Here is a 25,434-nt window from a genome sequence, read left to right as displayed (position 1 = left end):
GATCCCGAACCGGCGCGCCGTTCGTGCGCGCCGTCCGAATCGATTCAATTGGGGACGATATGAAATTCGCATTCGTTTTTCCGGGGCAGGGCTCGCAGTCGGTCGGCATGCTCAACGCATTCGCCGATCTCGCCGTCGTGCGCGAGACGCTCCAGGAAGCATCCGATGCACTCAATCAGGATCTCGGCAAGCTGATCGCCGCAGGTCCGGCCGAAGAGCTGAATCTGACCACCAACACGCAGCCCGTGATGCTGACGGCCGCCTACGCGTGCTATCGCGCATGGCAGCAGGCCGGCGGTCCGGCACCGTCGATCGTCGCGGGCCACAGCCTCGGCGAATACACGGCGCTCGTCGCCGCGGGCGCGATCGCGTTCAAGGACGCGGTGCCGCTCGTGCGCTTCCGCGCGCAGGCGATGCAGACGGCCGTGCCGGTCGGCCAGGGCGGCATGGCGGCGATCCTGGGTCTCGATGACGACACGGTGCGCGCCGTGTGCGCCGAAGCCGCGGAAGCGGGCATCGTCGAAGCGGTGAACTTCAACGCGCCGGCGCAGGTCGTGATCGCGGGCGCGAAGGCGGCCGTCGAGAAGGCCTGCGAGATCGCGAAGGCGAAGGGCGCGAAACGCGCGCTGCCGCTGCCGGTATCGGCGCCGTTCCATTCGTCGCTGCTCAAGCCGGCGTCGGACCAGTTGCGCGACTATCTGGCGAGCGTCGACGTGAAGGCGCCGCAGATTCCGGTCGTCAACAACATCGACGTCGCGGTGGTCAGCGATCCGGCCGCGATCAAGGACGCGCTGGTGCGCCAGGCCGCGGGCCCGGTGCGCTGGGTCGAATGCGTGCGGCACATCGCGGGCACGGGCGTCACGCACGTGATCGAATGCGGTCCGGGCAAGGTGCTGGCAGGCCTGACGAAGCGCATCGACGGCAACCTGGTCGGCGCATCGGTGTTCGATCCGGCTTCGCTCGACGAAGCACTGAAGCTGGCGACCGCCTGACGCGGCGCCTTTCCTCAAGAGACGGATATTCGATTCATGGAAAAGACTCTCGATAAACAGGTCGCGATCGTGACCGGCGCATCGCGCGGCATCGGCCGGGCGATCGCGCTCGAACTCGCGCGCCTGGGCGCGACGGTGATCGGCACGGCGACGAGCGAATCGGGCGCCGCCGCGATTACCGCCGGGTTCGCGGAAGCGGGCGTGACGGGCCGCGGCGCGGTGCTGAACGTCAACGACGCGGCGGCAGCCGAAGCGCTGATCGACGCGACCGTGAAGGAATTCGGCGCGCTCCACGTGCTCGTCAACAACGCGGGGATCACGCAGGACCAGCTCGCGATGCGGATGAAGGACGAGGACTGGGATGCGGTGATCGACACCAACCTGAAGTCGGTGTTCCGCCTGTCGCGCGCGGTGCTGCGCCCGATGATGAAGGCCCGCGGCGGCCGCATCATCAACATCACGTCGGTGGTCGGCTCGGCCGGCAACCCGGGCCAGGTCAACTACGCGGCCGCGAAGGCCGGCGTCGCGGGCATGACGCGTGCGCTTGCACGTGAAATCGGCAGCCGTGGCATCACGGTGAACTGCGTCGCGCCGGGCTTCATCGACACCGACATGACGAAGACGCTGCCGGAAGAACAGCAGGCCGCGCTCAAGACCCAGATTCCGCTCGGCCGCCTCGGCAGCCCGGCAGACATCGCCCATGCCGTCGCGTTCCTCGCATCGCCGCAGGCCGGTTATATCACCGGCACGACGCTGCACGTGAACGGCGGCATGTACATGTCGTAACGGTTTTCGTTTACCATCCGCGCCGTATCCCGTTTTTCAGGCGGATCGGTGCTTGATCGACCATCAAGCCAACGCGCGTTTTGCCGTCAGCAAACCTGATAAAATGCGCGCACTTGTAAATCTGAACTTTCCCTCGGAGGGGTAATGGATAACATCGAACAACGTGTCAAGAAGATCGTCGCTGAGCAACTGGGCGTCGCGGAAGCCGAGATCAAGAACGAAGCATCGTTCGTGAACGATCTGGGCGCGGATTCGCTCGACACGGTCGAACTGGTGATGGCTCTGGAAGACGAGTTCGGCATGGAAATCCCGGACGAAGAAGCAGAGAAGATCACGACCGTTCAGCAAGCGATCGACTACGCTCGCGCAAACGTCAAGGCGTAAGCGCCTTTCGCGCTTGTCCGCCACGTCGCCGCGATCTTCGCGATTGACGCGCCATCCTGCCGGCTTCGTGCCGGACGGACTAACAGCCACAGGGCTCGCAGGGCTGGTTCCTGTGGCCACTGTGGCTTTTGTTTTTGTCATCCAATAATGGAAAAGAGGTTACCGTGAGCCGCCGTCGTGTTGTTGTTACAGGCCTGGGGCTGATTTCGCCTGTTGGCAATAATGTTGCCGACGGCTGGGCCAATCTCGTCGCCGGCAAGTCCGGTATCGCCACCGTCACGAAGTTCGATGCGTCGAACCTCGCCTGCCATTTCGCGGGCGAAGTGAAGGGTTTCAGCGCCGAGGAGTACATCCCGGCGAAGGAAGCCCGCAACATGGATACGTTCATCCATTACGGCATCGCAGCCGGCGTCCAGGCGATCCGGGACAGCGGCCTCGAAGTGAACGAAGCCAATGCGGAACGCATCGGCGTGCTGGTCGGCTCCGGTATCGGCGGCCTGCCGATGATCGAAGACACGCACCAGACCTACGTCGATCGCGGCCCGCGCCGGATTTCGCCGTTCTTCGTGCCGGGTTCGATCATCAACATGATCTCGGGTCACCTGAGCATCATGTTCGGCCTGAAGGGCCCGAACCTCGCGGCCGTGACGGCCTGCACGACCGGTCTGCACAGCATCGGCCTCGCGGCGCGCCTGATTCAGGCCGGCGACGCCGACGTGATGGTCGCGGGCGGCGCCGAATCGACGGTGTCGCCGCTGGGCATCGGCGGTTTCGCGGCCGCGCGCGCGCTGTCGACCCGCAACGACGATCCGGCCACCGCGTCCCGTCCGTGGGACAAGGACCGTGACGGCTTCGTGCTGGGCGAGGGTGCAGGCGTGATGGTGCTCGAGGAATACGAGGCGGCGAAGGCACGCGGCGCGAAGATCTATGCGGAGGTCTCGGGCTTCGGCATGACGGGCGATGCGTACCACATGACCGCGCCGAACATGGACGGTCCTCGCCGCTGCATGGTCGCGGCACTGCGCGACGCCGGCGTGAACGCGGACGAGGTCCAGTACCTGAACGCGCACGGCACGTCGACGCAGCTCGGCGACAAGAACGAGTCCGATGCGGTGAAGGCGGCATTCGGCGAGCACGCGTACAAGCTCGTGGTGAACTCGACGAAGTCGATGACGGGTCACCTGCTGGGTGGCGCGGGCGGCCTCGAGTCGGTGTTCACGGTGCTGGCGCTGCACAACAACGTGTCGCCGCCGACCATCAACATCTTCAATCAGGACCCCGAGTGCGATCTCGACTACTGCGCGAACACCGCGCGTGACATGAAGATCGACGTGGCCGTGAAGAACAACTTCGGCTTCGGCGGTACCAACGGCACGCTGGTGTTCAAGCGCGTCTGACGCTGAAATCGCTTGACGAGTCCATTCGATGCTCCGGCCGGGCGTCCGCAATGCTTTGCATTGCGGGCCTCGGCCGTGTCGTATGTGGTGCTGGCCGCGTTCGTCGCGGCGGCGGCCGTCTCCGCGTACCTGTTCTGGGCGCCGCGGGCCGGTGCCGCTGCCGGCGCGTGCGTGTCGGCGGCGACGGCCGCGCTGCTTGCCGTGTGCGCCGCGCGAGCCTGTGCCCGCCGGCTGCCGGCCGAGTTGCGGATCGATGCATTCGGGGAGATTGCGGCGTTTGGCCGCACCGGGCGCTTGCTGGCCCGGGGCCGCGTGACGGGTCATGCACACTGGAGCAGCCTGCTGCTCGTGCTGTCGGTCGGGCAGGGCGCCCGGCGCGCGCGGCCGTTGCTGATTCCGGCCGATGCGCTCGACACCGCGTCGTTCAGCGCGCTGTCCGTGCTGGCGCGTACCGCGGGCACGGCGGGGCGGGCATGACGGCGGCGCGGTTACCAGCCGTAACCAGCGGCCGGCGCCGGAACGCTACAATAACGCTCCGCGTTGCATCCCTAGTTAACGGATTTGTCAGGTGAGTGAAAAAGAAATCGATCAGGCTCTGGTCGAGCGCGTACAGAAAGGCGACAAGGCAGCGTTCGAACTCCTGGTCTCCAAATACCACCGCAAGATCATTCGGCTGATCTCGCGCCTCGTGCGGGATCCCGCCGAGGTCGAGGATGTGGCCCAGGACGCGTTCATCAAGGCGTATCGTGCGCTGCCGCAATTTCGCGGCGAGTCGGCGTTCTACACGTGGTTGTACCGGATTGCCGTCAATACGGCGAAGAACTACCTTGCGACGCAGGGCCGGCGGGCACCGACCTCCACCGAGGCCGATGCCGAGGAAGCGGAAACTTTCTCCGACGCAGACCAACTAAGGGATATCAACACGCCTGAGTCGATGTTGATGAGCAAGCAGATTGCCGAGACGGTCAACGCTGCAATGGCCGTCCTGCCCGAAGAGCTGCGCCAGGCGATTACGCTGCGCGAGATCGAAGGCTTGAGCTACGAAGAGATCGCGGAAATGATGGATTGTCCGATCGGGACGGTCCGGTCGCGGATCTTCCGGGCGCGCGAGGCAATCGCTGCGAAATTGCGTCCGCTGCTCGATACGCCCGAAGGCAAGCGCTGGTAAGCGCGACGGGCGCAACGACGCGGGTCGGGGTCTATTACGGATAGAGTCGTGAAATCACGACGGGGTGTGTGCAAGATGGGGAGCATCATGGGGTCGGTCAATACGCAGTCGCAAGCGTGCTCGCGCGGCGAGCGCCTTTCCGCTCTGGTCGACGGTGAACTGTTCGACGGCCCGGATCACGGGCAGTTTCTGGCTGAGCTCGACCGCGCGGATCGCGCTGCGTGGGCCCATTACCACCTGATCGGCGATGCGCTGCGCTCGGACGAGCTCGCGCTGTCGCCTGCGCTGAGCGTCGCGTTCACCGCGCGCATGTCCGCCGCGCTCGAAAGCGAGCCGCACCTGCTCGCGCCGGCCGCCGCGCCGGTCGCGCGCAAGCTGCTGTCGCTGCGCCGGCGTGTCGTGCCCGCGTTCGCGGTGGCCGCCGCGGCAGCCACGCTGACGTGGATCGTCGTCCCGCAGATGCAGACGGCGGGTGTGCCGGGCGCCGTCCAGGTCGCATCGGCAGGCGCGCCGCAGAGCGGCAACCTGCAGCGCGTGACGGTTGCACAGGCATCCGCGCAGCCGGGCCTGCAGGACGTCAACATCATCCGCGACGCAAGTCTCGACCAATACCTTGAAGCGCATCAGCAATTCGCGCAGCAGCCCGTCGTCACGGGCTCGATGCCGCTGATCCGCGCTGCCGTGACCACCACGCCAGGCCAATAAACCCGATGCGGACATTGCAGTTGAATCACGCCATCTCCGGATGGAAGCGGCTGCCGGCTCTCCTGCTTTGCGCAGCCGCCCTGTTGTCCGTTCAATCCCTGCCTGCCAGCGCCCAGCAACCGGACGATCCCGTCGCGACCCGCAAGGGTGCGGCGGACTGGCTCGACCGCATCCAGCAGGCGGCGCAGCAGCAGAGCTACGAGGGTACGTTCGTCTACCAGCGCGGCGGGTATGTCCAGTCGTCGCGCATCGCGCATGTGGCGTCCCGCGACGGCGAGTTCGAGCGGATCGAGTCGCTCGACGGCAAGCCGCGCAAGGTGCTGCGGCATAACGACGAGCTGTACACGTTCGTGCCCGAGCGCAAGCTGTGCGTGGTCGAGCGCCGCCAGACGCGCGATTCGTTCCCCGCGCTGCTCGGTGCCGGCGGCGAGCACGTGATGTCCGTCTACGACGCGAAGCTGCTCGGCAAGGACCGTGTGGCCGGGATCGACGCGCAGGTGGTCGAGCTCGTGCCGAAGGACGCGTACCGCTTCACCTACAAGCTGTGGGCCGACACCCGCACCGGGCTGCTGCTGCGTTCACAGACGCTCGATGCGAGCGATCACGTGCTCGAGCAGGTCGCGTTTTCGCAGCTGCAGACGGGCGGCGCGACCGGTGACAAATCCGCGATCGCGGCCGGCATGCGCAACCTGAGCGGCTGGACGGTGGTCCGCCCGCCGGTCGCGGCGGTCGACATGGAGGCGCAGGGCTGGCAGATCGCGCCGACCATCGCCGGCTTCCGGAAGATTCGCGAGGTGCGCCGGCCGATGGCCGCGCGTGACGCCGGTGATCCGCCGATTCCGGTCGACCAGGCCGTCTTCACGGACGGCCTCGCGACGATCTCCGTCTTCATCGAGCCGGCCGAAAAGAATACGCGCAAGGAAGGCGCGGGCAGCACCGGCGCGACCCACGTGCTCGTGAAGCGTCGCGGCGACTACTGGATCACCGTGCTCGGCGAAGTGCCGCCGGCCACGTTGCAGCAGTTCGCGTCTGCCATAGAATACAAGGCTTCCAAGTAACGCTACGGCTTCCGACATGACGAAACTCACGCTGCGCAAAGTGTTCGCGGCGGCGGTGCTGTGTGCCTGCCTGCCGCTCGCCCCGCATACCGCGGCCGCGGTCACGCCTCCCGCTGCCAGCCTTCCCGATTTCGCCGATCTGGTCGAAAAGGTCGGGCCGGCTGTCGTGAACATCCGGACCACCGCGAACGTGCCGACGCCCGGCCCGCGCGGCGTGCTCCCGCCAGGCTTCGATAATGGCGACATGTCGGAATTCTTCCGGCGCTTCTTCGGCATTCCGCTGCCGCAGGCGCCCGGCAACGGTGGTGGCGGCGGTAATGGCAATCCGAAGAACGCGCCGGCGCCGGACAATCCGCCCGACACCGAACAGAACCGCGGTGTCGGTTCGGGCTTCATCGTGTCGGCAGACGGCTACGTGATGACCAACGCGCACGTCGTCGACGACGCGGACACCATCTACGTGACGCTGACCGACAAGCGCGAATTCAAGGCGAAGCTGATCGGCGTCGACGACCGCACGGACGTCGCGGTCGTCAAGATCCAGGCGTCGAACCTGCCGGTCGTCGCGATCGGCGATTCGAACAAGGTGCGCGTCGGCGAGTGGGTCGTCGCGATCGGTTCGCCGTTCGGCCTCGACAACACCGTGACGGCCGGCATCGTGAGTTCGAAGAGCCGCAACACGGGCGATTACCTGCCGTTCATCCAGACCGACGTCGCGGTGAACCCCGGCAACTCGGGCGGCCCGCTGATCAACATGCAGGGCGAGGTGATCGGCATCAACTCGCAGATCTACAGCCGCACCGGCGGTTTCATGGGCATTTCGTTCGCGATCCCGATCGACGAGGCGATGCGCGTGGCCGACCAGCTGAAGGCGACCGGCAAGGTCACGCGCGGCCGCATCGCGGTGGCGATCGGCGAGGTGACGAAGGACGTGGCCGACTCGATCGGGCTGCCGAAGGCGGAAGGCGCGCTCGTCAGCAGCGTCGAACCGGGCGGTCCGGCCGACAAGGCCGGTATCCAGCCGGGCGACATCATCCTGAAGTTCAACGGCCGGCCGGTCGATGCGGCGTCGGATCTGCCGCGCATGGTCGGCGACACGAAGCCGGGCACCAAGGCGACCGTCAGCGTATGGCGCAAGGGTCAGGCGCGCGATCTGCCGATCACGATCGCCGAGACGCCGGCCGAGACGACGGCGAAGGCCGAGCAGCGCAAGAGCGCGCCGCAGAAGCCGCGCCAGGCGAATTCGCTCGGCTTGACGGTCAGCGACCTTTCCGCGGATCAGCTGAAGTCGCTGAAGCTGAAGAACGGCGTGCAGATCGACGGCGTCGACGGCCCGGCGGCCCGAGCGGGGCTGCAGCGCGGCGACATCGTGCTGCGCGTCGGCGACACCGACATCACGAGCGCGAAGCAGTTCGCCGACGTGACCGCGCAGCTCGATCCGCAGAAGGCGGTCGCGGTGCTGGTGCGGCGCGGCGACAACACGCAGTTCGTGCCGGTGCGCCCGCGCGCGGTTCAGAAGTAACGCGCCGATGTTCACGCTCTACGGCCGCGGCTGGTGCCATCTGTGCGACGACCTGCGCGATGCGCTGGCGCCGCTGGCGGCCGAATTCGGCGTCGCGGTCGACTACGTCGACATCGATGCGGATCCGGCACTCGTTGCGCGTTACGACGAGGACGTGCCGGTGCTGTTGCTGGATGGCACGGAAGTGTGCCGCCACCGGTTCGACGAGGCGAGGGTGCGCGGCGCGCTCGCGGCTCGGCGCTGAACCCGGCTCTGCTGCCGGCCGGCCGCGCGTTGCGCGGGGCTTCCGGCGGCGGACGCGCCGGCCAGGGCCTCCGGCGGGGCGTCCCTGGCCGGGCGTCCCTGACCGGGCGTCCCTGACCGGGCGTCCCAAATTACCGCCCGGCAAAGGCCTTTTCGGCTAAAATAAGCCGTTTTTTCACCGACTTACAAGGCGTGCTCCGCAGTCGTCGAGCGCGCCTTTTTCGCTTGATCGGCACTGAATGGATCATATTCGCAATTTCTCGATCATCGCGCACATCGACCATGGCAAGTCGACGCTCGCGGATCGCATCATCCAGGTATGCGGCGGCCTCGCCGACCGTGAAATGGAAGCGCAGGTGCTCGACTCGATGGATATCGAGCGCGAGCGCGGCATCACGATCAAGGCGCAGACGGCTGCACTGTCCTATCGCGCTCGCGACGGGAAGGTCTACAACCTCAACCTGATCGATACGCCGGGGCACGTCGACTTCTCGTACGAAGTCAGCCGTTCGCTGTCCGCGTGCGAAGGGGCGCTGCTCGTGGTCGACGCGAGCCAGGGCGTCGAGGCGCAGACGGTCGCGAACTGCTACACGGCGATCGAGCTCGGCGTCGAGGTCGTGCCGGTGCTGAACAAGATCGACCTGCCGGCCGCGAACCCCGAGAATGCGATCGAGGAGATCGAGGACGTGATCGGCATCGACGCGACCGACGCGACGCGCTGCAGCGCGAAGACGGGTCTCGGCGTCGAGGACGTGCTCGAAGCGCTGATCGCGAAGGTGCCGCCGCCGAAGGGCGATCCGGCCGCGCCGCTGCAGGCGCTGATCATCGACTCGTGGTTCGACAACTACGTCGGCGTCGTGATGCTCGTGCGGATCGTCAACGGCACGCTGCGTCCGAAGGACAAGATCAAGATGATGGCGACCGGCGCGCAGTATCCGGTCGAGCACGTCGGCGTGTTCACGCCGAAGTCGCGCAATCTCGACTCGCTGTCGGCGGGGCAGGTGGGTTTCATCATCGCCGGCATCAAGGAACTGACGGCCGCGAAGGTCGGCGACACCGTCACGCACGCGACCAAGGCGGCCGCCGAACCGCTGCCGGGCTTCAAGGAAGTGAAGCCGCAGGTGTTCGCGGGCCTCTATCCGGTCGAGGCGAACCAGTACGACGCGCTGCGCGAATCGCTCGAGAAGCTGAAGCTCAACGATGCATCGCTGCAGTACGAGCCGGAAGTGTCGCAGGCACTCGGCTTCGGTTTCCGCTGCGGCTTCCTCGGGCTGCTGCACATGGAAATCGTGCAGGAGCGACTCGAGCGCGAGTTCGACATGGACCTCATCACGACCGCACCGACGGTCGTCTACGAGGTCGTGCAGAGCGACGGCTCGACGATCATGGTCGAGAACCCGGCGAAGATGCCGGAGCCCGGCCGCATCGCCGAAGTGCGCGAGCCGATCGTCACCGTGAACCTGTACATGCCGCAGGACTACGTCGGTTCCGTGATCACGCTGTGCGAGCAGAAGCGCGGCTCGCAGATCAACATGCAGTATCACGGCCGCCAGGTGCAGCTCACGTACGAAATCCCGATGGCCGAGATCGTGCTCGACTTCTTCGATCGCCTGAAGTCGGTGTCGCGCGGCTATGCGTCGATGGACTACGAGTTCAAGGAATACCGTTCGTCGGACGTCGTGAAGGTCGACATGCTGATCAACGGCGACAAGGTCGACGCGCTGTCGATCATCGTGCACCGGTCGCAGTCGCAATACCGCGGTCGCGAGGTTGCCGCGAAGATGCGCGAGATCATTCCGCGCCAGATGTACGACGTGGCGATCCAGGCCGCGATCGGCGCGCACATCGTCGCACGCGAGAACATCAAGGCACTGCGCAAGAACGTGCTCGCGAAGTGCTACGGCGGCGACATCACGCGAAAGAAGAAACTGCTCGAGAAGCAGAAAGAAGGTAAGAAACGCATGAAGCAGGTGGGTTCGGTCGAGATCCCGCAGGAGGCGTTCCTCGCGATCTTGCGCGTCGAAGACAAATAACAGGACTGATCCTTTTATGAATTTTGCGCTGATTCTTTTTGTGCTCGTCGTCGTGACGGGCGTAGCGTGGGTGTTGGACAAACTGGTGTTCCTGCCGCAGCGGCGCAAGGCGGCCGACGCGGCGATCGAGGAGTTCGATCGTCAGCAGTCGCGTATCGACAAGCGTTTCGCGGACGAAAACGCGGGGCAGACGCGTTCGAAGCTGCGCGACGAAAAGCTGCGCCAGCCGTGGTGGCTCGAGTACACCGCGAGCTTCTTCCCGGTGATCCTGGCCGTGTTCGTCGTGCGTTCGTTCATCGTCGAGCCGTTCAAGATCCCGTCGGGCTCGATGGTGCCGACGCTGCTGGTCGGCGACTTCATCCTCGTCAACAAGTTCGAATACGGCCTGCGCATGCCGATCACGAACACGAAGATCACGCAGGGCAGCCCGCTGTCGCGCGGCGACGTCGTCGTGTTCCGTTATCCGAAGGACGAGTCGGTCGACTACATCAAGCGCGTGATCGGCCTGCCGGGCGACACGGTCGCTTACCAGGACAAGCAACTGACGATCAACGGCCAGCCGGTGCCCGAAACGCCGCTGCCGGATTTCTTCGACGACGAGCGCCAGAACTACGCGAAGCAGTTCGAGGAAACGATCGGCACGAAGAAGAACGCGATCCTCAACAATCCCGCCGTGCCGCCGTTCGTGATGGGCGCCTACGACTATCCGTATCGCGACAATTGCACGTACAACAGCCGCGGCGTGATCTGCAAGGTGCCGCCCGGTCACTACTTCATGATGGGCGACAACCGCGACAACAGCGCGGACAGCCGCTACTGGGGTTTCGTGCCGGACAACAACATCGTCGGCCGTGCGTTCTTCATCTGGATGAACTTCGGCGACCTGAAGCGCATCGGTTCCTTCAACTGACCGTATTCGATTCACACGCAATACGCGACGCACGGGCCGCGTCGCGTATTGCCGAACTACTTTAAGAACCGGCGGCAACACCGCCTCGTCACGCCTTTTCGCGTCCGGCCGTGCCGTTTCGGCCCGACCGGCGCCCGCGTTATACTCCTGCACATGCCCCTATCCCAGTTGGAAAGCCGGCTGCGCTACGAATTTCGCAATGCGGAATTGTTGCGCCAGGCTTTGACCCATCGCAGTCACAGTGCCACGCACAACGAACGGCTCGAGTTTCTCGGCGATTCCGTTCTGAATTGCGCGGTGGCCGCCCTTTTGTTCCAGCGTTTCAGCAAGCTGGACGAAGGCGACCTGTCGCGCGTGCGCGCCAATCTCGTCAAGCAGCAGTCGCTGTATGAAATCGCTCAGGCCCTGAATATTTCCGAAGGGTTGCGGCTGGGCGAGGGCGAGTTGCGCAGCGGCGGCTTCCGTCGCCCGTCGATCCTCGCGGACGCGTTCGAAGCCATCATCGGGGCGGTATTCCTCGATGGCGGCTTCGAAGCCGCCCAAGGGGTCATCAAGCGCCTCTATATCCCGATTCTCGACCACATCGATCCGCGCACGCTCGGCAAGGACGCGAAGACGCTGCTGCAGGAATACCTGCAGGGGCACAAGATCGCGCTGCCGACCTACACGGTCGTCGCGACCCATGGTGCGGCGCACAATCAGCAGTTCGAGGTCGAATGCACGGTGCCGAAGCTCGACGTGAAGGTGTCGGGCTCCGGCGCGAGCCGGCGGGCGGCCGAGCAGGCCGCCGCGAAGAAGGCGCTCGACGAGGTGCTGGCAGCCGCGCCGATGCTGGCCGCGAAGCCGAAGCGTTCGAAGAACGCACGCGGGTCGAAGCATGTCGAGCCTGAAATCGTGCCCGGCGTGAAGGGGGTGCAGGAAGCGCTCGACCTGCGTTCTCCGGAGCGCAAGGAGCGTGCGGCGGCGCGCGACGCGAAGGCGGCCGCCGCCGCGTCCGCAGCGGCCGATGCCGGCGCACAGCCGGGCGATCGGCCGGCGCAGGCGCCGATGGCCGCGATTCGCGCGGCGCATGTCGATACAGCCGCGGACAAGGCCGACCGGCCCGCGAAACCGACGGCCGACAAGCCTGGCGAGAAACCTGCCGACAAGGCGACCGACAAACCGTCAGACAAGCCGGCGGATCGCAGCGAACCCGGCGCGCGCGCGGCGGACAAGCCAGCCGAACGCACTGACAAGCCAGCCGAAGGCGCGCCCCGTGCAGCCGACAAGCCGGCGGGCCAGGCGACCGATCCGGCCGTGTCGTCCGCCGACAAGCCTGCTGCCGGTTCCGACGCCGCTTCGCGTGCGACACCGCGCGCCCGCGACGCCGCGGCGCCCGGCCCCGAGGCGCCGCAGGGCGGCGCAAGCCTCGCTGCCGCGCAGGCGCGCGTGGCCGATGCCGATCACTGAATTGCCCATCGATCGTGCCGCGCGTCGCGCGGCCGTTTCCGAACCTGTCTCCCAAACGATATGAACACTCCCGCTCCTACCGGTTTCCGTTGCGGCATGATCGCGATCGTGGGCCGCCCGAACGTCGGCAAGTCGACGTTGATGAACGCACTCGTCGGCCAGAAGATCAGCATCACGTCGCGCAAGGCGCAAACCACGCGCCATCGCATCACCGGCATCAACACGTTCGACGACGCGCAATTCGTGTTCGTCGACACGCCGGGCTTCCAGACCCGTCACAGCACCGCGCTGAACCGCTCGCTGAACCGCGCGGTCACGTCGACGCTCACGTCGGTCGACGTGATCCTGTTCGTGATCGAGGCCGGCCGCTTCGGGCCCGACGACCAGAAGGTGCTCGACCTGATCCCGCCCGGCATGCCGACGCTGCTGATCGCGAACAAGATCGACCGCGTGAACGACAAGGCTACGCTGTTCCCGTTCATGCAGAAGGTGAGCGAGCTGCGCGAATTCACCGAGCTCGTGCCGCTGTCGGCGCAGAAGCCGGAAGACATCAAGCGCCTGCTGGACACGATCAAGCCGTACTTGCCGGAAGGCGAGCCGATCTACGGCGAGGACGAGCTGACCGACCGCAGCTCGCGCTTTCTCGCGGCCGAAATCCTGCGCGAGAAGGTGTTCCGCTGGACCGGCGACGAACTGCCGTACACGAGCACCGTCCTGATCGACAAATTCGAGGAGGAAGGGCGCCTGAAGCGCATCTTCGCGACGATCCTCGTCGAACGCGATTCGCACAAGGCGATGGTGATCGGCAAGAAGGGCGAGAAGCTCAAGCAGATCAGCACCGAGGCGCGGATGGACATGGAGAAGCTGTTCGACGGCCCCGTGTACCTCGAGACCTTCGTGAAGGTGAAGAGCGGCTGGGCCGACAACGAGGCGGGGCTGCGCGCCTATGGGTACGAATGACGCGCTGACGTCGACCGAAGATGCGGTGACCGCCGGCGCGAACGACGCGCCATTGCCGGCACCGCCCGAACCGCCGCGTCGCAAGGCGCGGCGCGCGACCTCTCGCACGTCCGATTTCCGCGTCGCCGAGCAGCCGGCGTTCGTGCTGCACAGCTATCCGTACCGGGAAACGAGCCTGATCATCGACGTGCTGACGCGCGATCACGGCCGGCTCGCGCTCGTCGCGAAGGGCGCGAAGCGCCCGCACTCCGCGCTGCGCGGCGTGCTGCAGACGTTCCAGCCGCTGCTGCTGTCCTGGTCGGGCAAATCCGAAGTGCGCACGCTGACGGGCGCCGAGTGGGTCGGCGGGATGCTGCCGCTCGGCGGCGACGGGCTGCTGTGCGGCTTCTACGCGAACGAGCTGCTCGTGAAATTCTGCGCGCGCGAGGATCCGCAGCCACCGCTCTTCAATCATTACGTGCTGACCTTGACGCGTCTCGCGCACGGCGAGCCCGCGGTGCAGGTGCTGCGCTCGTTCGAGCGCGTGCTGCTGCGCGAGACCGGCTATGCGATGGCGCTGAACCGCACGGTCGCGCGCCGGGCGGTCGAGCCCGATCGCCGCTACGTGTTCGATCCCGAGCGCGGCGTGCGCAATGCGGACGACGACGTGCCGTCGCACTGGCCGGTGATTACCGGACAGACGTTGCTCGACATGGAGCAGGACGATTACCATCGAGCCCAGACGGTCGCGCAAAGCAAGACGCTGATGCGCTTCCTGCTGAACACCTATCTCGGCGGTACGCCGCTTGCCACGCGTCAGATCCTGATCGACCTGCAAAACCTATGAGCTTCTTCCTGACAACGCCCACCGTCATCGACCTCGGCGTGAACATCGACCACGTCGCGACGCTGCGCAACGCGCGCGGCACGGCCTATCCCGATCCGATCCGCGCGGCGCTCGCGGCCGAAGAGGCCGGTGCTGACGCGATCACGCTGCACCTGCGCGAGGACCGCCGCCACATCGTCGACGCCGACGTGCGCACGCTGCGCCCGCAGCTGAAGACGCGGATGAACCTCGAATGCGCGGTGACGGCCGAGATGCTCGACATCGCATGCGAAGTGCGTCCGCACGACGCGTGCCTCGTGCCCGAGAAGCGCGAGGAACTGACGACCGAAGGCGGTCTCGACGTCGCCGGCCGCTTCGAGGCCGTGCGTGCGGCATGCCAGCAGCTCGCCGACGCCGGCGTGCGCGTGTCGCTGTTCATCGATCCGGACGAAACGCAGATCCGCGCCGCGCACGAAGCCGGCGCGCCGGTGGTCGAGCTGCATACCGGCCGCTACGCCGATGCGCACGACGAAGCCGAGCAGCAGCGCGAATACGAACGCATCGTCGCGGGCGTGCAGGCCGGCGCGCAACTGGGCCTGAAGGTCAACGCCGGTCACGGACTGCATTACACGAACGTGCAGCAGATCGCCGCGATCGACGGCATCGTCGAGCTGAACATCGGCCACGCGATCGTCGCGCACGCGATCTTCGCGGGCTGGGACAACGCGGTGCGCGAGATGAAGGCGATCATGGTCGCCGCGCGTGTGGCCGCGCTGCACGGCGGCGCGCGCTGACGATGCATTCCGTGCGCGCGCGCTTCGCTCGTCACCCGGCGTCGTCCGTGCGTCACGGCGGGCGCTGACATGGCGATCTACGGCATCGGTACCGACATCGTCCAGGTGAGCCGCATCGCGGCCGTGCTCGAGCGCACGGGCGGCCGGTTTGCCGAGAAGGTGCTGGGCCCCGACGAACTGCGCGTGTTCCATGCGCGCCGCGCGCGCTCCGAGGCGCGCGGCATCGCGTTTCTCGCGACGCGCTTTTCCGCGAAGGAAGCGTTCTCGAAGGCGATCGGGCTCGGCATGCACTGGCCGATGACGTGGCGCGCGCTGCAGACCCTCAACCAGCGCAGCGGCGAGCCGTACGTCGTCGCGTCGGGTGAGCTGGCCGACTGGCTCGCCGCGCGCGGCATCACGGCGCGCGTGACGGTCAGCGACGAACGCGACTACGCGGTGTCGTTCGTGGTCGCCGAGACCGACGCAGCGCCGCCTGCACCCGCACCTGTTTCCCGAACCACTCCCTGACGGACTTTCCGATTCGATGAAAACGACTCCCGGCCCGGTCATGCTCGACGTCGTCGGCACGGCCCTGTCGCGCGACGATGCGCGGCGCCTTGCGCATCCGAACACCGGCGGCGTGATCCTGTTCGCGCGGCATTTCCAGAACCGTGCGCAGCTCACCGCGCTGACCGACTCGATCCGCGCGGTGCGCGAGGACATCCTGATCGCCGTCGATCACGAAGGCGGCCGCGTGCAGCGGTTCCGCACCGACGGCTTCACGGTGTTGCCGGCGATGCGCCGCCTCGGCGAACTGTGGGACCGCGACGTGCTGCTCGCGACGAAGGTCGCGACCGCGGTCGGCTACATCCTGGCGTCCGAGCTGCGCGCATGCGGCATCGACATGAGCTTCACGCCGGTGCTCGATCTCGACTACGGGCACTCGAAGGTGATCGGCGATCGTGCGTTCCATCGCGACCCGCGCGTCGTCACGCTGCTCGCGAAGAGCCTCAACCATGGGCTGTCGCTCGCGGGCATGGCGAACTGCGGCAAGCATTTCCCGGGGCACGGCTTCGCGGAAGCCGATTCGCACGTCGCGCTGCCGACCGACGACCGGCCGCTCGACGCGATCCTCAAGCAGGACGTTGCGCCGTACGACTGGCTCGGCCTGGCGCTGACCGCGGTGATTCCCGCACACGTGATCTACACGCAGGTCGACAAGCGGCCGGCCGGCTTCTCGCGCGTGTGGCTGCAGGACATCCTGCGCGGGCAGCTCGGCTTCACGGGCGCGATCTTCAGCGACGACCTGTCGATGGAGGCGGCACGCGAGGGCGGCACGCTCACGCAGGCGGCCGACGCGGCGCTCGCCGCCGGTTGCGACATGGTGCTCGTCTGCAACCAGCCGGATGCGGCCGAAGTCGTGCTGAACGGCCTGAAGGCGCAGGCGTCGGCCGAGTCGGTGCGGCGCATCAAGCGGATGCGGGCGCGCGGCAAGCCGCTCAAGTGGGACAAGCTGATCGCGCAGCCCGAGTATCTGCAGGCGCAGGCGCTGCTGAGCAGCGCACTGGCGTAAGCGGGAAGGGCGGCGCGAAGCCGCCTGTTCCGTTGCCGAAAGCAAAAAAGCCGCGCTTTTGCGCGGCTTTTTTGCTTTGACGGCGAAGCATGGGGTCACACGCCTTTGCGCAACTAACCGTCAGCTCCGGCCGGCGCCCCGAACAACGGCCGCCCGGTCAGTTGACCTTCATCCGCTGCAACTTGTTGTACAGCGTCTTGGGGCTGATGCCGAGCAGCGTCGCTGCGCGATGGCGCGTGCCGCCGACCGCGTCGAGCGTCGCGCGGATCAGCAGATCCTCGACGTCGGACAGCGGGGTGCCGACCTTGATCTGCACGCTGCTGCCGTTCAGCGCGGCGCCGGCCGCGAAGCTTGCTTCGCCCGCGCGCAGCGTTTCGATGAAATCGCCGGATGCGTCATAGGCGAAGCGCACGCGCTCCTGCAGTTCGCGCACGTTGCCGGGCCATTCGTAGGACACGCATTCGCGCACGAAGCCCGGCGCCGCGCGCTTGTCGGTTGTGCTGCGGCCGGTGCCGCGCGCTTCGCGGTTGAGGTCGTCGATCAGCGCGTCCGCGATGGCGAGGACATCGCCGTCGCGTTCGCGCAGCGGCGGCATTGTGATCGACGCCGCATCGAGACGCAGCCACAGATCCTCGCGCAGCATACCGTTCGCGACCGCCTCGCGGGCCGGGCGGCGCGTGGTCGCGATCAGCCGGAAGTCGCTCGCGATCGAGCTCGTGCCGCCGATCCGCATGAAGTTCTGCGAGTCGAGCGCATGCAGCAGCGCCTCCTGCAGCACGAGCGGCAGTGCGGTGATCTCGTCGAGGAACAGCGTGCCGCCGCCGGCCTGTTCGAATAGGCCCGACTCGCGCCGCTCGGCACCGTCGAACGCGCCGCGCTCATGGCCGAACAGCACGCTGTCGAGCGACGCGCCGTGGCGTCCGGCCTGGGCGATCGTGCGGCAGTCGAACGACACGAACGGCCCTTTGCGGCGCCGGCTCAGGTCGTGCAGCGTGCGCGCGGCCAGCTTCTTGCCGGTGCCGGCTTCGCCGGTGAACAGCACGGCCGTTTCGGTGCCCGCGTTGTGCTCGATCATGTCGTACACGTGCTGCATCGCCTCGCTGCGGCCGACCAGCGCGCCGAAGCGGCCGAGGTGGCGCAGCGACGCGCGCAGCGTCCGCACTTCGTCGATCAGTTCGTAGGGGCGCGGAATCCGGGCCAGCAGGCTGCGCAGGCGCGGAATGTTGATCGGCTTCAGCAGGTAGTCCCAGATGCCGTGACGCAGGCCTTCGATCGCGCTCTCGACCGTCGCGTTGCCCGTCAGCACGATCACCGGCAGCGAGCCGTTCGGTTGCTGCTGCGGCAGGTGCTGGAGCAGGTCGAACCCGCTGCCGTCCGGCAGGTTCAGGTCGACCAGGACGACATCGGGAATCGAGCGGCCGAGCGCCGTGCGTGCCTCGGCGAGCGACGTGGCCGTGTCGACCGAGAAGCCGTCTGCGGCGAGCAGCGCGGTCAGGCCGGACAGACTGTTGGGATCGTCTTCGACAATCAGGGCGTGTGGCATGGTGGACGCGAGTCGAGTCAAGAGAGGCGGGCTGTCGGCCATCGAGCCGGCCGCAGCCGCATGTCAGATTAAAAACTGATTTTATGCCCCGCTGAACGCCTGACGTGCATTATTTCTTTCACGCTATAAAACAGTTACCGATGATACAAATTGAATACCTTTAATGCTGGATTTCGTGCTGTCCATGGTGCCGACGCCCGCTGCTGTTGACGCCAGACAAACAAAAAGCGCCCCGAAGGGCGCTTTGTTCGATCCGGAAATCGCAGGCGATTACGCGCGGCTGCGATATTCGTTCGTACGCGTATCGATTTCGATCTTGTCGCCGGTATTGCAGAACAGCGGCACTTGCAGTTCGAAGCCCGTTGCGAGCTTGGCGTTCTTCAGCACCTTGCCCGACGACGTGTCGCCCTTGACGGCCGGTTCCGTGTAGGTGATCTCGCGAACCAGGATCGTCGGCAGTTCGACCGAGATCGCCTTCTCGTTGTAGAACACGACTTCGCACGCCATGCCGTCTTCGAGGTAGTTCAGCGCTTCGCCCATCATTTCTGCTTCGACTTCGTACTGGTTGTAGTCGGCGTCCATGAACACGTACATCGGGTCGGCAAAGTACGAGTACGTCACTTCCTTGCGGTCGAGCACGACGACGTCGAACTTGTCGTCAGCCTTGTAGACCGATTCCTGGCCTGCGTTCGTCAGCAGGTTCTTCATCTTCATCTTGACGACGGCGGAGTTGCGGCCCGACTTGTTGTATTCCGCCTTTGCGATGACCCATGCTTCGCTGCCGATCTGCACGACGTTGCCTACGCGGAGTTCCTGTGCGGTCTTCATAAAAACTGTCCTGATCCAATCAAATAAATAGGTGCCTGAGCGTTGCGCAACGGCTGACGGCGCAAGCGGCGGTGCGTTCCGGTAGGTGCCAAGAGCCCCAAACGCGAGCGCTTGCGTGGTCAGCCGTCGGATAACCGCTTATTTTAACTGAGATTTTACGTATTCCGCCAGCTTTCCGGCGAGATCGCCGACGCTCGCCAGCGCGTCGGCCCAGCACGCCGCGTTGGCATCCAGTGCGGCACGGTGTTGCAGCAAATCGGCCCAGTCGGGCGTGCCGGCGCCGTTCCATGCATGCCAGAAGCGCCCGAGTGCCGCGCGCGGTGCGTCGGCGAGGCCGGCCGACAGGTGCGCGAGCGCGGCGTCGAGCTTCGGCAGGTGCGCATCGTCGGCCTGCGGGTAGATGTGCCATACGAACGGCTTGCGCGCCCACTGCGCGCGGACGAACGAGTCCTCGCCGCGCACGAAGTTGACGTCGGCCACCCACAGGAGCGGGTCGTAGTCGGCCTGCGGGACGAACGCGAGCCCGTACGCGGTCAGATTGCCGCGGCTTGCGCGCGCGCCGGCGCCGAACGATTCGACCCCGAAGAAGCGGGCGACGGCCGGCGACACGCGGCCGGCGGGCACGAGCGCGACGACGGGCGACGCGCCGTCGCGCCACTGCGCGAGCAGTGCGTCGACGCCCGGATTCTCATACGCGAACAGGCTGACGACGGTCGTGCCCGGCGCCGGTGGCGCGTCGCCCGTCGCATGCCGCCACCAGGCGGTGCGCGCCGCCGCGTCGGCTTCGAAGGCGGTGCGGCGCGCGTCGAGGTCGCGTTCCTTCAGCACGCCGCCCGTGCCGGCCGACAGTCCCGGGAAGAAGAACGTCTTCAGCAGCGGATAGCGCGGATGCGGCGACGGCCGCAAATGGAAATCGGCGACCCAGTCCTCGGCGCTCAGGTATTCGAGATTGATCCACACCGGGCGGCGCGCGCGGCGCGCCATCGCGGCGAGATAGGCGCCGGGCAGCTCGCATGCGAAGGCCTCGATCACGACGTCGGCGATCTCCAGTGCGTCGCCGACTTCCGCATGCCAGTGCTCGATCACGATGCCGTCGAGCGTCTGCCGCCCGGCATCGGGATCGACCCCCGGCAGCAGCCGCGCGAACGTGCGCAGGTCGTCGATGAACAGGCGCACCTGCCAGCCGTGCTCGTGCGCGAGCTGGCGGGCGAGGCGCCAGCACACGCCGATGTCGCCGAAGTTGTCGATCACGGTGCAGAAGAGGTCGCACGCGATCGGTTCGTCGGGCGCGAGCGGCGCAGCGGAGGCAGGGGAGGCGAGGGCGGTGCGGGGCATCGAAGCGGACCGGTGAATGCTCTAAACTGGCGATTCTAATGGACCCGTTCCGCGCCACAAGGCACCCGAATCGCGCATGACATCCCCAGAAGCCGCCGACACCCCGTTCGAACCGAAGAAGATCCTCGTGCAACTGCCGCACATGCCGGGCGTCTACCGCTACTACGATGCGGCGGGCGCCGTGCTTTACGTCGGCAAGGCGCGCGACCTGAAGAAGCGCGTCTCGAGCTATTTCACGAAGACGCAGCTGTCGCCGCGCATCGCGATGATGGTCACGCGCATCGCGCGCATCGAGACGACCGTCACGCGCTCGGAGGCGGAGGCGCTGCTGCTCGAGAACAACCTGATCAAGGCGCTCGCGCCGCGCTACAACATCCTGTTTCGCGACGACAAGTCGTATCCGTACCTGAAGCTCACCGCGCACCGCTTTCCGCGCATGGCGTACTACCGCGGCTCGGTCGACAAGCAGAACCAGTATTTCGGGCCGTTCCCGAGCGCGTGGGCCGTGCGCGAGAGCATCCAGATCCTGCAGCGCGTATTCCAGTTGCGCACCTGCGAGGATTCGGTCTTCAACAATCGCACGCGGCCGTGCCTGCTGCATCAGATCGGGCGCTGCACGGCGCCGTGCGTCGGCGCGATTTCCGAGGACGACTACGCGATCGACGTGTCGAACGCCGCGCGCTTCCTGCTCGGCCGGCAATCGGAAGTGATGAAGGAACTCGAGCAGAAGATGCACGCGTTCGCGGCCGAGCTGAAGTTCGAGCAGGCAGCCGCCGTGCGCAACCAGATGAGCTCGCTCGCGACGGTGCTGCACCAGCAGGCGATCGAGGTCGGCAGCGACAGCGACGTCGACATCCTCGCGGTGGTCGCGCAGGGCGGACGCGTGTGCGTGAACCTGGCGATGGTGCGCGGCGGCCGGCATCTCGGCGACAAGGCCTATTTCCCGGCGCACGTCGAAAGTGCGCTGACGCTGGCCGAAGGCGGGCTCGGCGACGAGGCCGAGGGCGAGGCCGACGCAGCGGAGGCTGCCGGCGACACCGCTGCGGCGTTGCCCGACCGGCCCGCGGAAGACGCTGCCGCCGCGCGTGACGCGGGCGCGTCGGTGGAGGCCGAGGTGCTCGATGCGTTCATCGCGCAGCACTATCTCGGCAATCGCGTGCCGCCCGTGCTGGTCGTGAGCCATGCGCCCGCGAGCCGCGACCTGCTCGAGCTGCTGTCCGAGCAGGCCGGTCACAAGGTCTCGCTGGTGCGGCAGCCGCAGGGGCAGCGGCGCGCGTGGCTGTCGATGGCCGAGCAGAACGCGCAGATCGCGCTCGCGCGGCTGCTGTCCGAGCAGGGTTCGCAGCAGGCGCGCACGCGCGCGCTCGCGGAAACGCTCGGCTTCGAAAGCGACGATCTCGCGACGCTGCGGATCGAATGTTTCGACATCAGCCATACGATGGGCGAGGCGACGCAGGCGTCGTGCGTCGTCTATCACCATCACAAGATGCAGTCGGGCGAGTACCGTCGCTACAACATCACCGGCATCACGCCGGGCGATGATTACGCGGCCATGCGGCAGGTGCTGACGCGCCGCTACGAGAAGATGGTCGAGCAGGCCGCGCAGGCGGCGGCCGTCGACGATGCGGCCGGCATCGACGGCGAATCGACGCGCCAGGCCGAGGCATCGAGCCTGCTGCCGAACATCGTGCTGATCGACGGCGGCAAGGGGCAGGTCGAGATCGCGCGCCAGGTGTTCACCGAGCTCGGGCTCGATACGTCGATGCTGGTCGGCGTCGCGAAGGGCGAGGGGCGCAAGGTCGGCCTCGAGACGCTCGTGTTCGCGGACGGCCGCACGCCGCTCGAACTCGGCAAGGAGAGCGCCGCGCTGATGCTCGTCGCGCAGATCCGCGACGAGGCGCACCGCTTCGCGATCACCGGGATGCGCGCGAAACGGGCGAAGGCGCGCCAGACCTCGCGGCTCGAGGAGCTCGAAGGGGTCGGTGCGAAACGCCGGCAGCGGCTGCTTGCGCGGTTCGGCGGGCTGCGCGGTGTCGTCGCGGCGAGCGTCGAGGAACTGGCGAGCGTCGACGGCATCTCGCACGCGCTCGCCGAGCAGATCTACAAGCAGCTTCACTGATCCGGCCGTGCGACCGGCCGCGCCTGAGCGCGATCTCGCGTTCTTGTGGCAGGCCGGTCGACACGGCACAATTGCGAATCCTTTACTGACCCGCATGCCATGCCGTTCAATTTCCCGATTTTCCTGACGTGGGTACGGATCGTGCTGATCCCGCTCGTCGTCGGCGTGTTCTATCTGCCGGACACGGTGATGGGCGGCGCGCACCGCAACCTCGCGGCGGCGGCGATCTTCATCCTCGCCGCGCTGACCGACTGGTTCGACGGGTTTCTCGCCCGCAAGTGGAACCAGACGTCGTCGTTCGGCGCGTTCCTCGATCCGGTCGCGGACAAGCTGATGGTGACGGCCGCGCTGCTGATCCTCGTGCAGATTTCGCGGGTCGATGCGGCGATCGCGCTCGTGATCGTCGGCCGCGAGATCGCGATTTCGGCGCTGCGCGAATGGATGGCACAGATCGGTGCGTCGAAGAGCGTCGCGGTGAACCAGCTCGGCAAGTTCAAGACCGCGTGCCAGATGGTCGCGATTCCGATGCTGCTGTACTACGGCCCGCTGCCGCTCGGCATCGCGACGATCGACACGCGCGCGTGGGGCGAGTGGCTGATGTACCTCGCCGCGGTGCTGACGATCTGGTCGATGCTGTACTACATGAAGCTCGCATGGCCGCAGATTCGCGAGCGCGGCGGTGCGTGACCGGCCCCTGCACGGTCGGTTCGCAGTTTTTTGGAAAAAGGGCTGGAAAAGCCCTTGACACACGAATGTGCCTTCGACATAATCTCGCTTCTCCGCTGCACGACGAAGTAAGTGTGTGACGGGGAAGCAGTAGAAGTAGCGCAGCAATACGCGGGAGTAGCTCAGTTGGTAGAGCGCAACCTTGCCAAGGTTGAGGTCGCGAGTTCGAGACTCGTCTCCCGCTCCAGATTTTTCTGGCAGCGTGTTGTAAGGCAAAGCGCTGCAGGTGCAGGACAATGCGGGAGTAGCTCAGTTGGTAGAGCGCAACCTTGCCAAGGTTGAGGTCGCGAGTTCGAGACTCGTCTCCCGCTCCAAGTCATGGGGAAGCCACGCTTCCCTTTTTATTTGATGGACTGATGGTCCTCGAATAAAAAATATGTCGCTTGCCTCAACGGCATCCGGACAGTCCGCTTATGGCGCGATAGCAAAGCGGTTATGCAGCGGCCTGCAAAGCCGTTTAGGCCGGTTCGACTCCGGCTCGCGCCTCCAGCAAGAAAAGAAAAGCCCCGCTTCGGCGGGGCTTTTCTTTTTTCTGCGCTCGATCCGCGCGGCTACTCCGCCGGATACGTCAGCGTCACCCGCTCGCACTTCGACGTGCTCTTGCCGCCATAGTCGTAAATCGCGAGCAGATGCCGGCCCTTGCTGTTCAGGATCGGCAGCACGATCGTCCTGCGATTCGGATTGTTGCCGTCGGCCGGTTCGTCTAAAACCTGTTTGCGAATTTTCGATTCGAGATCCGACGGGGTGTCGATGCCGTTTTCCGGACCGCGGCTGCGGCCGCCCGCGTCATCATGAGCGTGCCAAACATTCGACGATGCCGATCAGCCATCGACCGGCCGAGCCGGCGTGTCGAGCCTCAGCTGATAGAACGCCGCATCGAGCCAGCGGCCGAACTTGAAGCCCGCTTCGGTGATCGTGCCCGAGTGCACGAAGCCGAGGCGCGTGTGCAGCGCGACGCTGCCGCCGTTGGTCGCATCGATGCAGCCGACCAGCACATGCACTTCGGCTTCGCGCGCCCGCCGGATCAACTCGCGCAGCAGCAGCTCGCCGAGCCCGCGGCCGCGATGGTCGCGGTGGACGTACACGCTGTGTTCGACCGTGTACTTGAACGCGGGGAATGCGCGGAACGTGCCCCAGCTCGCGAAGCCGACCAGCGTGCCCGATTCATCCACCGCGCCGACGACCGGAAAACCGCCGGCGCGCTTCGTCGCGAACCACGTGACCATCGCTTCCGGCGGGCGCGGCCGGTAGTCGTACAGCGCGGTCGAATTCACGATCGCGTCGTTCAGGATGTCGAGGATGGCCGCGGCATGCTCGGCCTCGCTGCAATCGATCAGGCGCACGTCTTCGCGCGGTTTCGGGGAATTCATGCTGGCTCCTGCGCCTGTCGGCCTTGAACGGATGAAACACTCCGCGCGCCGGCGGCGGCGGGGACATCGCAGATCGCGACGACATAGCGCGCGACGTGCGACGACGGGTTGCTGAAAATCAGCGGCTGATCGACGCGCATGGCCAGACAGTCGCCTTCGTGAAGTTCGTGAAGCTGGTCGCCGCACGTGACGTCGACGCGCCCGTGGATGACCCATGTTTGTTGATGCAGCGCGCTTTCGCGCCCGCCGGAGTCGTACGCGACGCGCGCGCCGGGCGGGAAATCGACTTCGACGAGCTGGATCGGCGACGGCCAGCCGGGTGGCGACAGGTTGCGCCGCACGTAACCGGACGCCGGATCGCGCCATTCCGCCTGCTGCGCGCGCCGCACCAGCGGTTGCGCGGGCGCGTCGTCGCGATCGCCGCCGAACAGCCCGGCCAGCGACACGCCGAGACCGGCCGCGAGCTTGTCGAGCACGACGGCCGTCGGGCTCGCCGACGCGCGCTCGATGAGCGAGATCATCGAACGGCTGACGCCGGAACGCGCGGCGAGCGCATCGAGCGTGTAGCCTCGTAGCGTGCGCAGCTCGCGCACGCGCCGGGCGATGCGTTCGTTGATGCCGGTGTCGTCGCCAGGGGCGTCGATTGATTCTTTCATGATGGATTTATTTTCCAGCAAGTTGGAATTCGATGTCAACGGGATCCCGGATCGGCGATTCGCCGGCAGCCGGGCGCTTGCCGGGCGACCGGGGTGAGC

25 protein-coding genes and 3 tRNA genes are annotated in these 25,434 nt (G+C 66.4%); 23 read left to right on the top strand and 5 right to left on the bottom strand.

The window, feature by feature from the left end; all coding sequences use genetic code 11:
• The first annotated feature begins 59 nt into the window (after positions 1-59).
• The 18 genes from fabD to nagZ all read left to right on the top strand — a co-directional run bounded on the left by fabD (position 60) and on the right by nagZ (position 16,758).
• Entirely contained in the window at positions 60-992 is a 933-nt protein-coding gene (gene fabD, locus DIE02_RS20380; protein WP_124487458.1) for an ACP S-malonyltransferase, read from the top strand.
• Between the two features lie 36 nt (positions 993-1,028).
• Entirely contained in the window at positions 1,029-1,778 is a 750-nt protein-coding gene (gene fabG / locus DIE02_RS20375) for a 3-oxoacyl-ACP reductase FabG (protein WP_044844773.1), read from the top strand.
• Positions 1,779-1,922: 144 nt separating this feature from the next.
• Positions 1,923-2,162, top strand: coding sequence for an acyl carrier protein (gene acpP / locus DIE02_RS20370; protein ID WP_004197638.1), 240 nt, complete (start codon positions 1,923-1,925; stop codon positions 2,160-2,162).
• A gap of 164 nt (positions 2,163-2,326) precedes the next feature.
• Complete coding sequence (gene fabF / locus DIE02_RS20365; protein WP_044844772.1) at positions 2,327-3,559, top strand: beta-ketoacyl-ACP synthase II; 1,233 nt, start codon at positions 2,327-2,329, stop codon at positions 3,557-3,559.
• Between the two features lie 12 nt (positions 3,560-3,571).
• Positions 3,572-4,036 carry a hypothetical protein gene (locus DIE02_RS20360; RefSeq protein ID WP_124487457.1) on the top strand — a complete coding sequence of 155 codons (465 nt, stop codon included), beginning with the start codon at positions 3,572-3,574 and terminating at the stop codon, positions 4,034-4,036.
• Positions 4,037-4,127: 91 nt separating this feature from the next.
• Positions 4,128-4,727, top strand: a complete 600-nt coding sequence (gene rpoE / locus DIE02_RS20355) for an RNA polymerase sigma factor RpoE (RefSeq protein ID WP_006752490.1) — start codon at positions 4,128-4,130, stop codon at positions 4,725-4,727.
• Positions 4,728-4,814: 87 nt separating this feature from the next.
• Positions 4,815-5,432 (top strand): sigma-E factor negative regulatory protein, encoded by a 618-nt coding sequence (locus DIE02_RS20350; RefSeq protein ID WP_124487502.1) that lies wholly within the window; start codon positions 4,815-4,817, stop codon positions 5,430-5,432.
• A gap of 5 nt (positions 5,433-5,437) precedes the next feature.
• Complete coding sequence (locus DIE02_RS20345) at positions 5,438-6,490, top strand: MucB/RseB C-terminal domain-containing protein (RefSeq protein ID WP_124487456.1); 1,053 nt, start codon at positions 5,438-5,440, stop codon at positions 6,488-6,490.
• Between the two features lie 16 nt (positions 6,491-6,506).
• Entirely contained in the window at positions 6,507-8,012 is a 1,506-nt protein-coding gene (locus tag DIE02_RS20340; RefSeq protein ID WP_124487455.1) for a DegQ family serine endoprotease, read from the top strand.
• A 7-nt stretch (positions 8,013-8,019) separates the two neighbouring features.
• Positions 8,020-8,256 (top strand): glutaredoxin family protein, encoded by a 237-nt coding sequence (locus DIE02_RS20335; RefSeq protein ID WP_124487454.1) that lies wholly within the window; start codon positions 8,020-8,022, stop codon positions 8,254-8,256.
• 238 nt (positions 8,257-8,494) lie between these two features.
• The gene (gene lepA / locus DIE02_RS20330; protein WP_044844766.1) at positions 8,495-10,288 is read left to right on the top strand and encodes a translation elongation factor 4; all 1,794 of its coding nucleotides are present in this window, start codon (positions 8,495-8,497) and stop codon (positions 10,286-10,288) included.
• Between the two features lie 16 nt (positions 10,289-10,304).
• Entirely contained in the window at positions 10,305-11,198 is an 894-nt protein-coding gene (lepB, locus tag DIE02_RS20325) for a signal peptidase I (protein ID WP_124487453.1), read from the top strand.
• Positions 11,199-11,351: 153 nt separating this feature from the next.
• Positions 11,352-12,647 carry a ribonuclease III gene (rnc, locus tag DIE02_RS20320; RefSeq protein ID WP_124487452.1) on the top strand — a complete coding sequence of 432 codons (1,296 nt, stop codon included), beginning with the start codon at positions 11,352-11,354 and terminating at the stop codon, positions 12,645-12,647.
• 60 nt (positions 12,648-12,707) lie between these two features.
• Complete coding sequence (gene era, locus DIE02_RS20315) at positions 12,708-13,607, top strand: GTPase Era (protein WP_006476493.1); 900 nt, start codon at positions 12,708-12,710, stop codon at positions 13,605-13,607.
• Positions 13,594-14,433: a DNA repair protein RecO gene (gene recO, locus DIE02_RS20310; protein ID WP_014897645.1), complete on the top strand. Its 840-nt coding sequence runs from the start codon at positions 13,594-13,596 to the stop codon at positions 14,431-14,433. The genes era and recO overlap by 14 nt, the downstream gene beginning before the upstream one ends.
• Positions 14,430-15,206, top strand: a complete 777-nt coding sequence (gene pdxJ / locus DIE02_RS20305) for a pyridoxine 5'-phosphate synthase (RefSeq protein WP_124487451.1) — start codon at positions 14,430-14,432, stop codon at positions 15,204-15,206. Before recO ends, pdxJ begins: the two co-directional genes overlap by 4 nt.
• 69 nt (positions 15,207-15,275) lie before the next feature.
• Positions 15,276-15,713 carry a holo-ACP synthase gene (gene acpS / locus DIE02_RS20300; protein WP_044844762.1) on the top strand — a complete coding sequence of 146 codons (438 nt, stop codon included), beginning with the start codon at positions 15,276-15,278 and terminating at the stop codon, positions 15,711-15,713.
• A 16-nt stretch (positions 15,714-15,729) separates the two neighbouring features.
• Positions 15,730-16,758, top strand: a complete 1,029-nt coding sequence (nagZ, locus tag DIE02_RS20295) for a beta-N-acetylhexosaminidase (RefSeq protein ID WP_124487450.1) — start codon at positions 15,730-15,732, stop codon at positions 16,756-16,758.
• Between the two features lie 157 nt (positions 16,759-16,915).
• On the opposite strand, the gene DIE02_RS20290 is transcribed toward nagZ, so the two are convergent.
• The 3 genes from DIE02_RS20290 to earP form a co-directional block, all read right to left on the bottom strand.
• The gene (locus DIE02_RS20290) at positions 16,916-18,301 is read right to left on the bottom strand and encodes a sigma-54 dependent transcriptional regulator (RefSeq protein WP_044844760.1); all 1,386 of its coding nucleotides are present in this window, start codon (positions 18,299-18,301) and stop codon (positions 16,916-16,918) included.
• Between the two features lie 270 nt (positions 18,302-18,571).
• A complete protein-coding gene (gene efp / locus DIE02_RS20285; RefSeq protein ID WP_044844759.1) occupies positions 18,572-19,129 on the bottom strand; it encodes an elongation factor P in 558 nt (185 codons plus the stop codon).
• Between the two features lie 138 nt (positions 19,130-19,267).
• A complete protein-coding gene (earP, locus tag DIE02_RS20280; protein ID WP_124487449.1) occupies positions 19,268-20,464 on the bottom strand; it encodes an elongation factor P maturation arginine rhamnosyltransferase EarP in 1,197 nt (398 codons plus the stop codon).
• Between the two features lie 76 nt (positions 20,465-20,540).
• On the opposite strand from earP, the gene uvrC reads away from it, so the two are divergent.
• The 5 genes from uvrC (at position 20,541) to DIE02_RS20255 (ending at position 23,798) form a co-directional block, all read left to right on the top strand.
• Positions 20,541-22,583: an excinuclease ABC subunit UvrC gene (uvrC, locus tag DIE02_RS20275; protein ID WP_124487448.1), complete on the top strand. Its 2,043-nt coding sequence runs from the start codon at positions 20,541-20,543 to the stop codon at positions 22,581-22,583.
• A 99-nt stretch (positions 22,584-22,682) separates the two neighbouring features.
• A complete protein-coding gene (pgsA, locus tag DIE02_RS20270; RefSeq protein WP_124487447.1) occupies positions 22,683-23,270 on the top strand; it encodes a CDP-diacylglycerol--glycerol-3-phosphate 3-phosphatidyltransferase in 588 nt (195 codons plus the stop codon).
• Positions 23,271-23,420: 150 nt separating this feature from the next.
• Positions 23,421-23,496, top strand: a tRNA-Gly gene (locus DIE02_RS20265).
• Positions 23,497-23,547: 51 nt separating this feature from the next.
• A tRNA-Gly gene (locus DIE02_RS20260) sits at positions 23,548-23,623 on the top strand.
• A gap of 101 nt (positions 23,624-23,724) precedes the next feature.
• Positions 23,725-23,798, top strand: a tRNA-Cys gene (locus DIE02_RS20255).
• A 332-nt stretch (positions 23,799-24,130) separates the two neighbouring features.
• On the opposite strand, the gene DIE02_RS20245 is transcribed toward DIE02_RS20255, so the two are convergent.
• On the bottom strand, positions 24,131-24,679 hold the full coding sequence (locus DIE02_RS20245; protein ID WP_044844756.1) for a GNAT family N-acetyltransferase: 549 nt from the start codon (positions 24,677-24,679) through the stop codon (positions 24,131-24,133).
• Positions 24,676-25,335, bottom strand: coding sequence for a helix-turn-helix domain-containing protein (locus tag DIE02_RS20240; protein ID WP_124487424.1), 660 nt, complete (start codon positions 25,333-25,335; stop codon positions 24,676-24,678). The genes DIE02_RS20245 and DIE02_RS20240 overlap by 4 nt, the downstream gene beginning before the upstream one ends.
• Between the last annotated feature and the right edge of the window lie 99 nt (positions 25,336-25,434).

Origin of the sequence: Burkholderia sp. Bp8991, assembly GCF_003853795.1 — a bacterium.
Classification (GTDB): Bacteria; Pseudomonadota; Gammaproteobacteria; order Burkholderiales; family Burkholderiaceae; genus Burkholderia.
This window is presented reverse-complemented; position numbering and strand designations above follow the sequence as displayed.

Coding starts and splice junctions, on each gene's coding strand:
- efp (WP_044844759.1), bottom strand. CDS start 19,129: ATGAAGACCGCACAGGAACTCCGCGTAGGCAACGTCGTGCAGATCGGC.
- fabD (WP_124487458.1), top strand. CDS start 60: ATGAAATTCGCATTCGTTTTTCCGGGGCAGGGCTCGCAGTCGGTCGGC.
- lepB (WP_124487453.1), top strand. CDS start 10,305: ATGAATTTTGCGCTGATTCTTTTTGTGCTCGTCGTCGTGACGGGCGTA.
- DIE02_RS20340 (WP_124487455.1), top strand. CDS start 6,507: ATGACGAAACTCACGCTGCGCAAAGTGTTCGCGGCGGCGGTGCTGTGT.
- uvrC (WP_124487448.1), top strand. CDS start 20,541: ATGACATCCCCAGAAGCCGCCGACACCCCGTTCGAACCGAAGAAGATC.
- pgsA (WP_124487447.1), top strand. CDS start 22,683: ATGCCGTTCAATTTCCCGATTTTCCTGACGTGGGTACGGATCGTGCTG.
- acpS (WP_044844762.1), top strand. CDS start 15,276: ATGGCGATCTACGGCATCGGTACCGACATCGTCCAGGTGAGCCGCATC.
- pdxJ (WP_124487451.1), top strand. CDS start 14,430: ATGAGCTTCTTCCTGACAACGCCCACCGTCATCGACCTCGGCGTGAAC.
- DIE02_RS20335 (WP_124487454.1), top strand. CDS start 8,020: ATGTTCACGCTCTACGGCCGCGGCTGGTGCCATCTGTGCGACGACCTG.
- fabG (WP_044844773.1), top strand. CDS start 1,029: ATGGAAAAGACTCTCGATAAACAGGTCGCGATCGTGACCGGCGCATCG.
- DIE02_RS20345 (WP_124487456.1), top strand. CDS start 5,438: ATGCGGACATTGCAGTTGAATCACGCCATCTCCGGATGGAAGCGGCTG.
- earP (WP_124487449.1), bottom strand. CDS start 20,464: ATGCCCCGCACCGCCCTCGCCTCCCCTGCCTCCGCTGCGCCGCTCGCG.
- era (WP_006476493.1), top strand. CDS start 12,708: ATGAACACTCCCGCTCCTACCGGTTTCCGTTGCGGCATGATCGCGATC.
- DIE02_RS20240 (WP_124487424.1), bottom strand. CDS start 25,335: ATGAAAGAATCAATCGACGCCCCTGGCGACGACACCGGCATCAACGAA.
- acpP (WP_004197638.1), top strand. CDS start 1,923: ATGGATAACATCGAACAACGTGTCAAGAAGATCGTCGCTGAGCAACTG.
- nagZ (WP_124487450.1), top strand. CDS start 15,730: ATGAAAACGACTCCCGGCCCGGTCATGCTCGACGTCGTCGGCACGGCC.
- DIE02_RS20245 (WP_044844756.1), bottom strand. CDS start 24,679: ATGAATTCCCCGAAACCGCGCGAAGACGTGCGCCTGATCGATTGCAGC.
- lepA (WP_044844766.1), top strand. CDS start 8,495: ATGGATCATATTCGCAATTTCTCGATCATCGCGCACATCGACCATGGC.
- DIE02_RS20290 (WP_044844760.1), bottom strand. CDS start 18,301: ATGCCACACGCCCTGATTGTCGAAGACGATCCCAACAGTCTGTCCGGC.
- recO (WP_014897645.1), top strand. CDS start 13,594: ATGGGTACGAATGACGCGCTGACGTCGACCGAAGATGCGGTGACCGCC.
- DIE02_RS20350 (WP_124487502.1), top strand. CDS start 4,815: ATGGGGTCGGTCAATACGCAGTCGCAAGCGTGCTCGCGCGGCGAGCGC.
- rnc (WP_124487452.1), top strand. CDS start 11,352: ATGCCCCTATCCCAGTTGGAAAGCCGGCTGCGCTACGAATTTCGCAAT.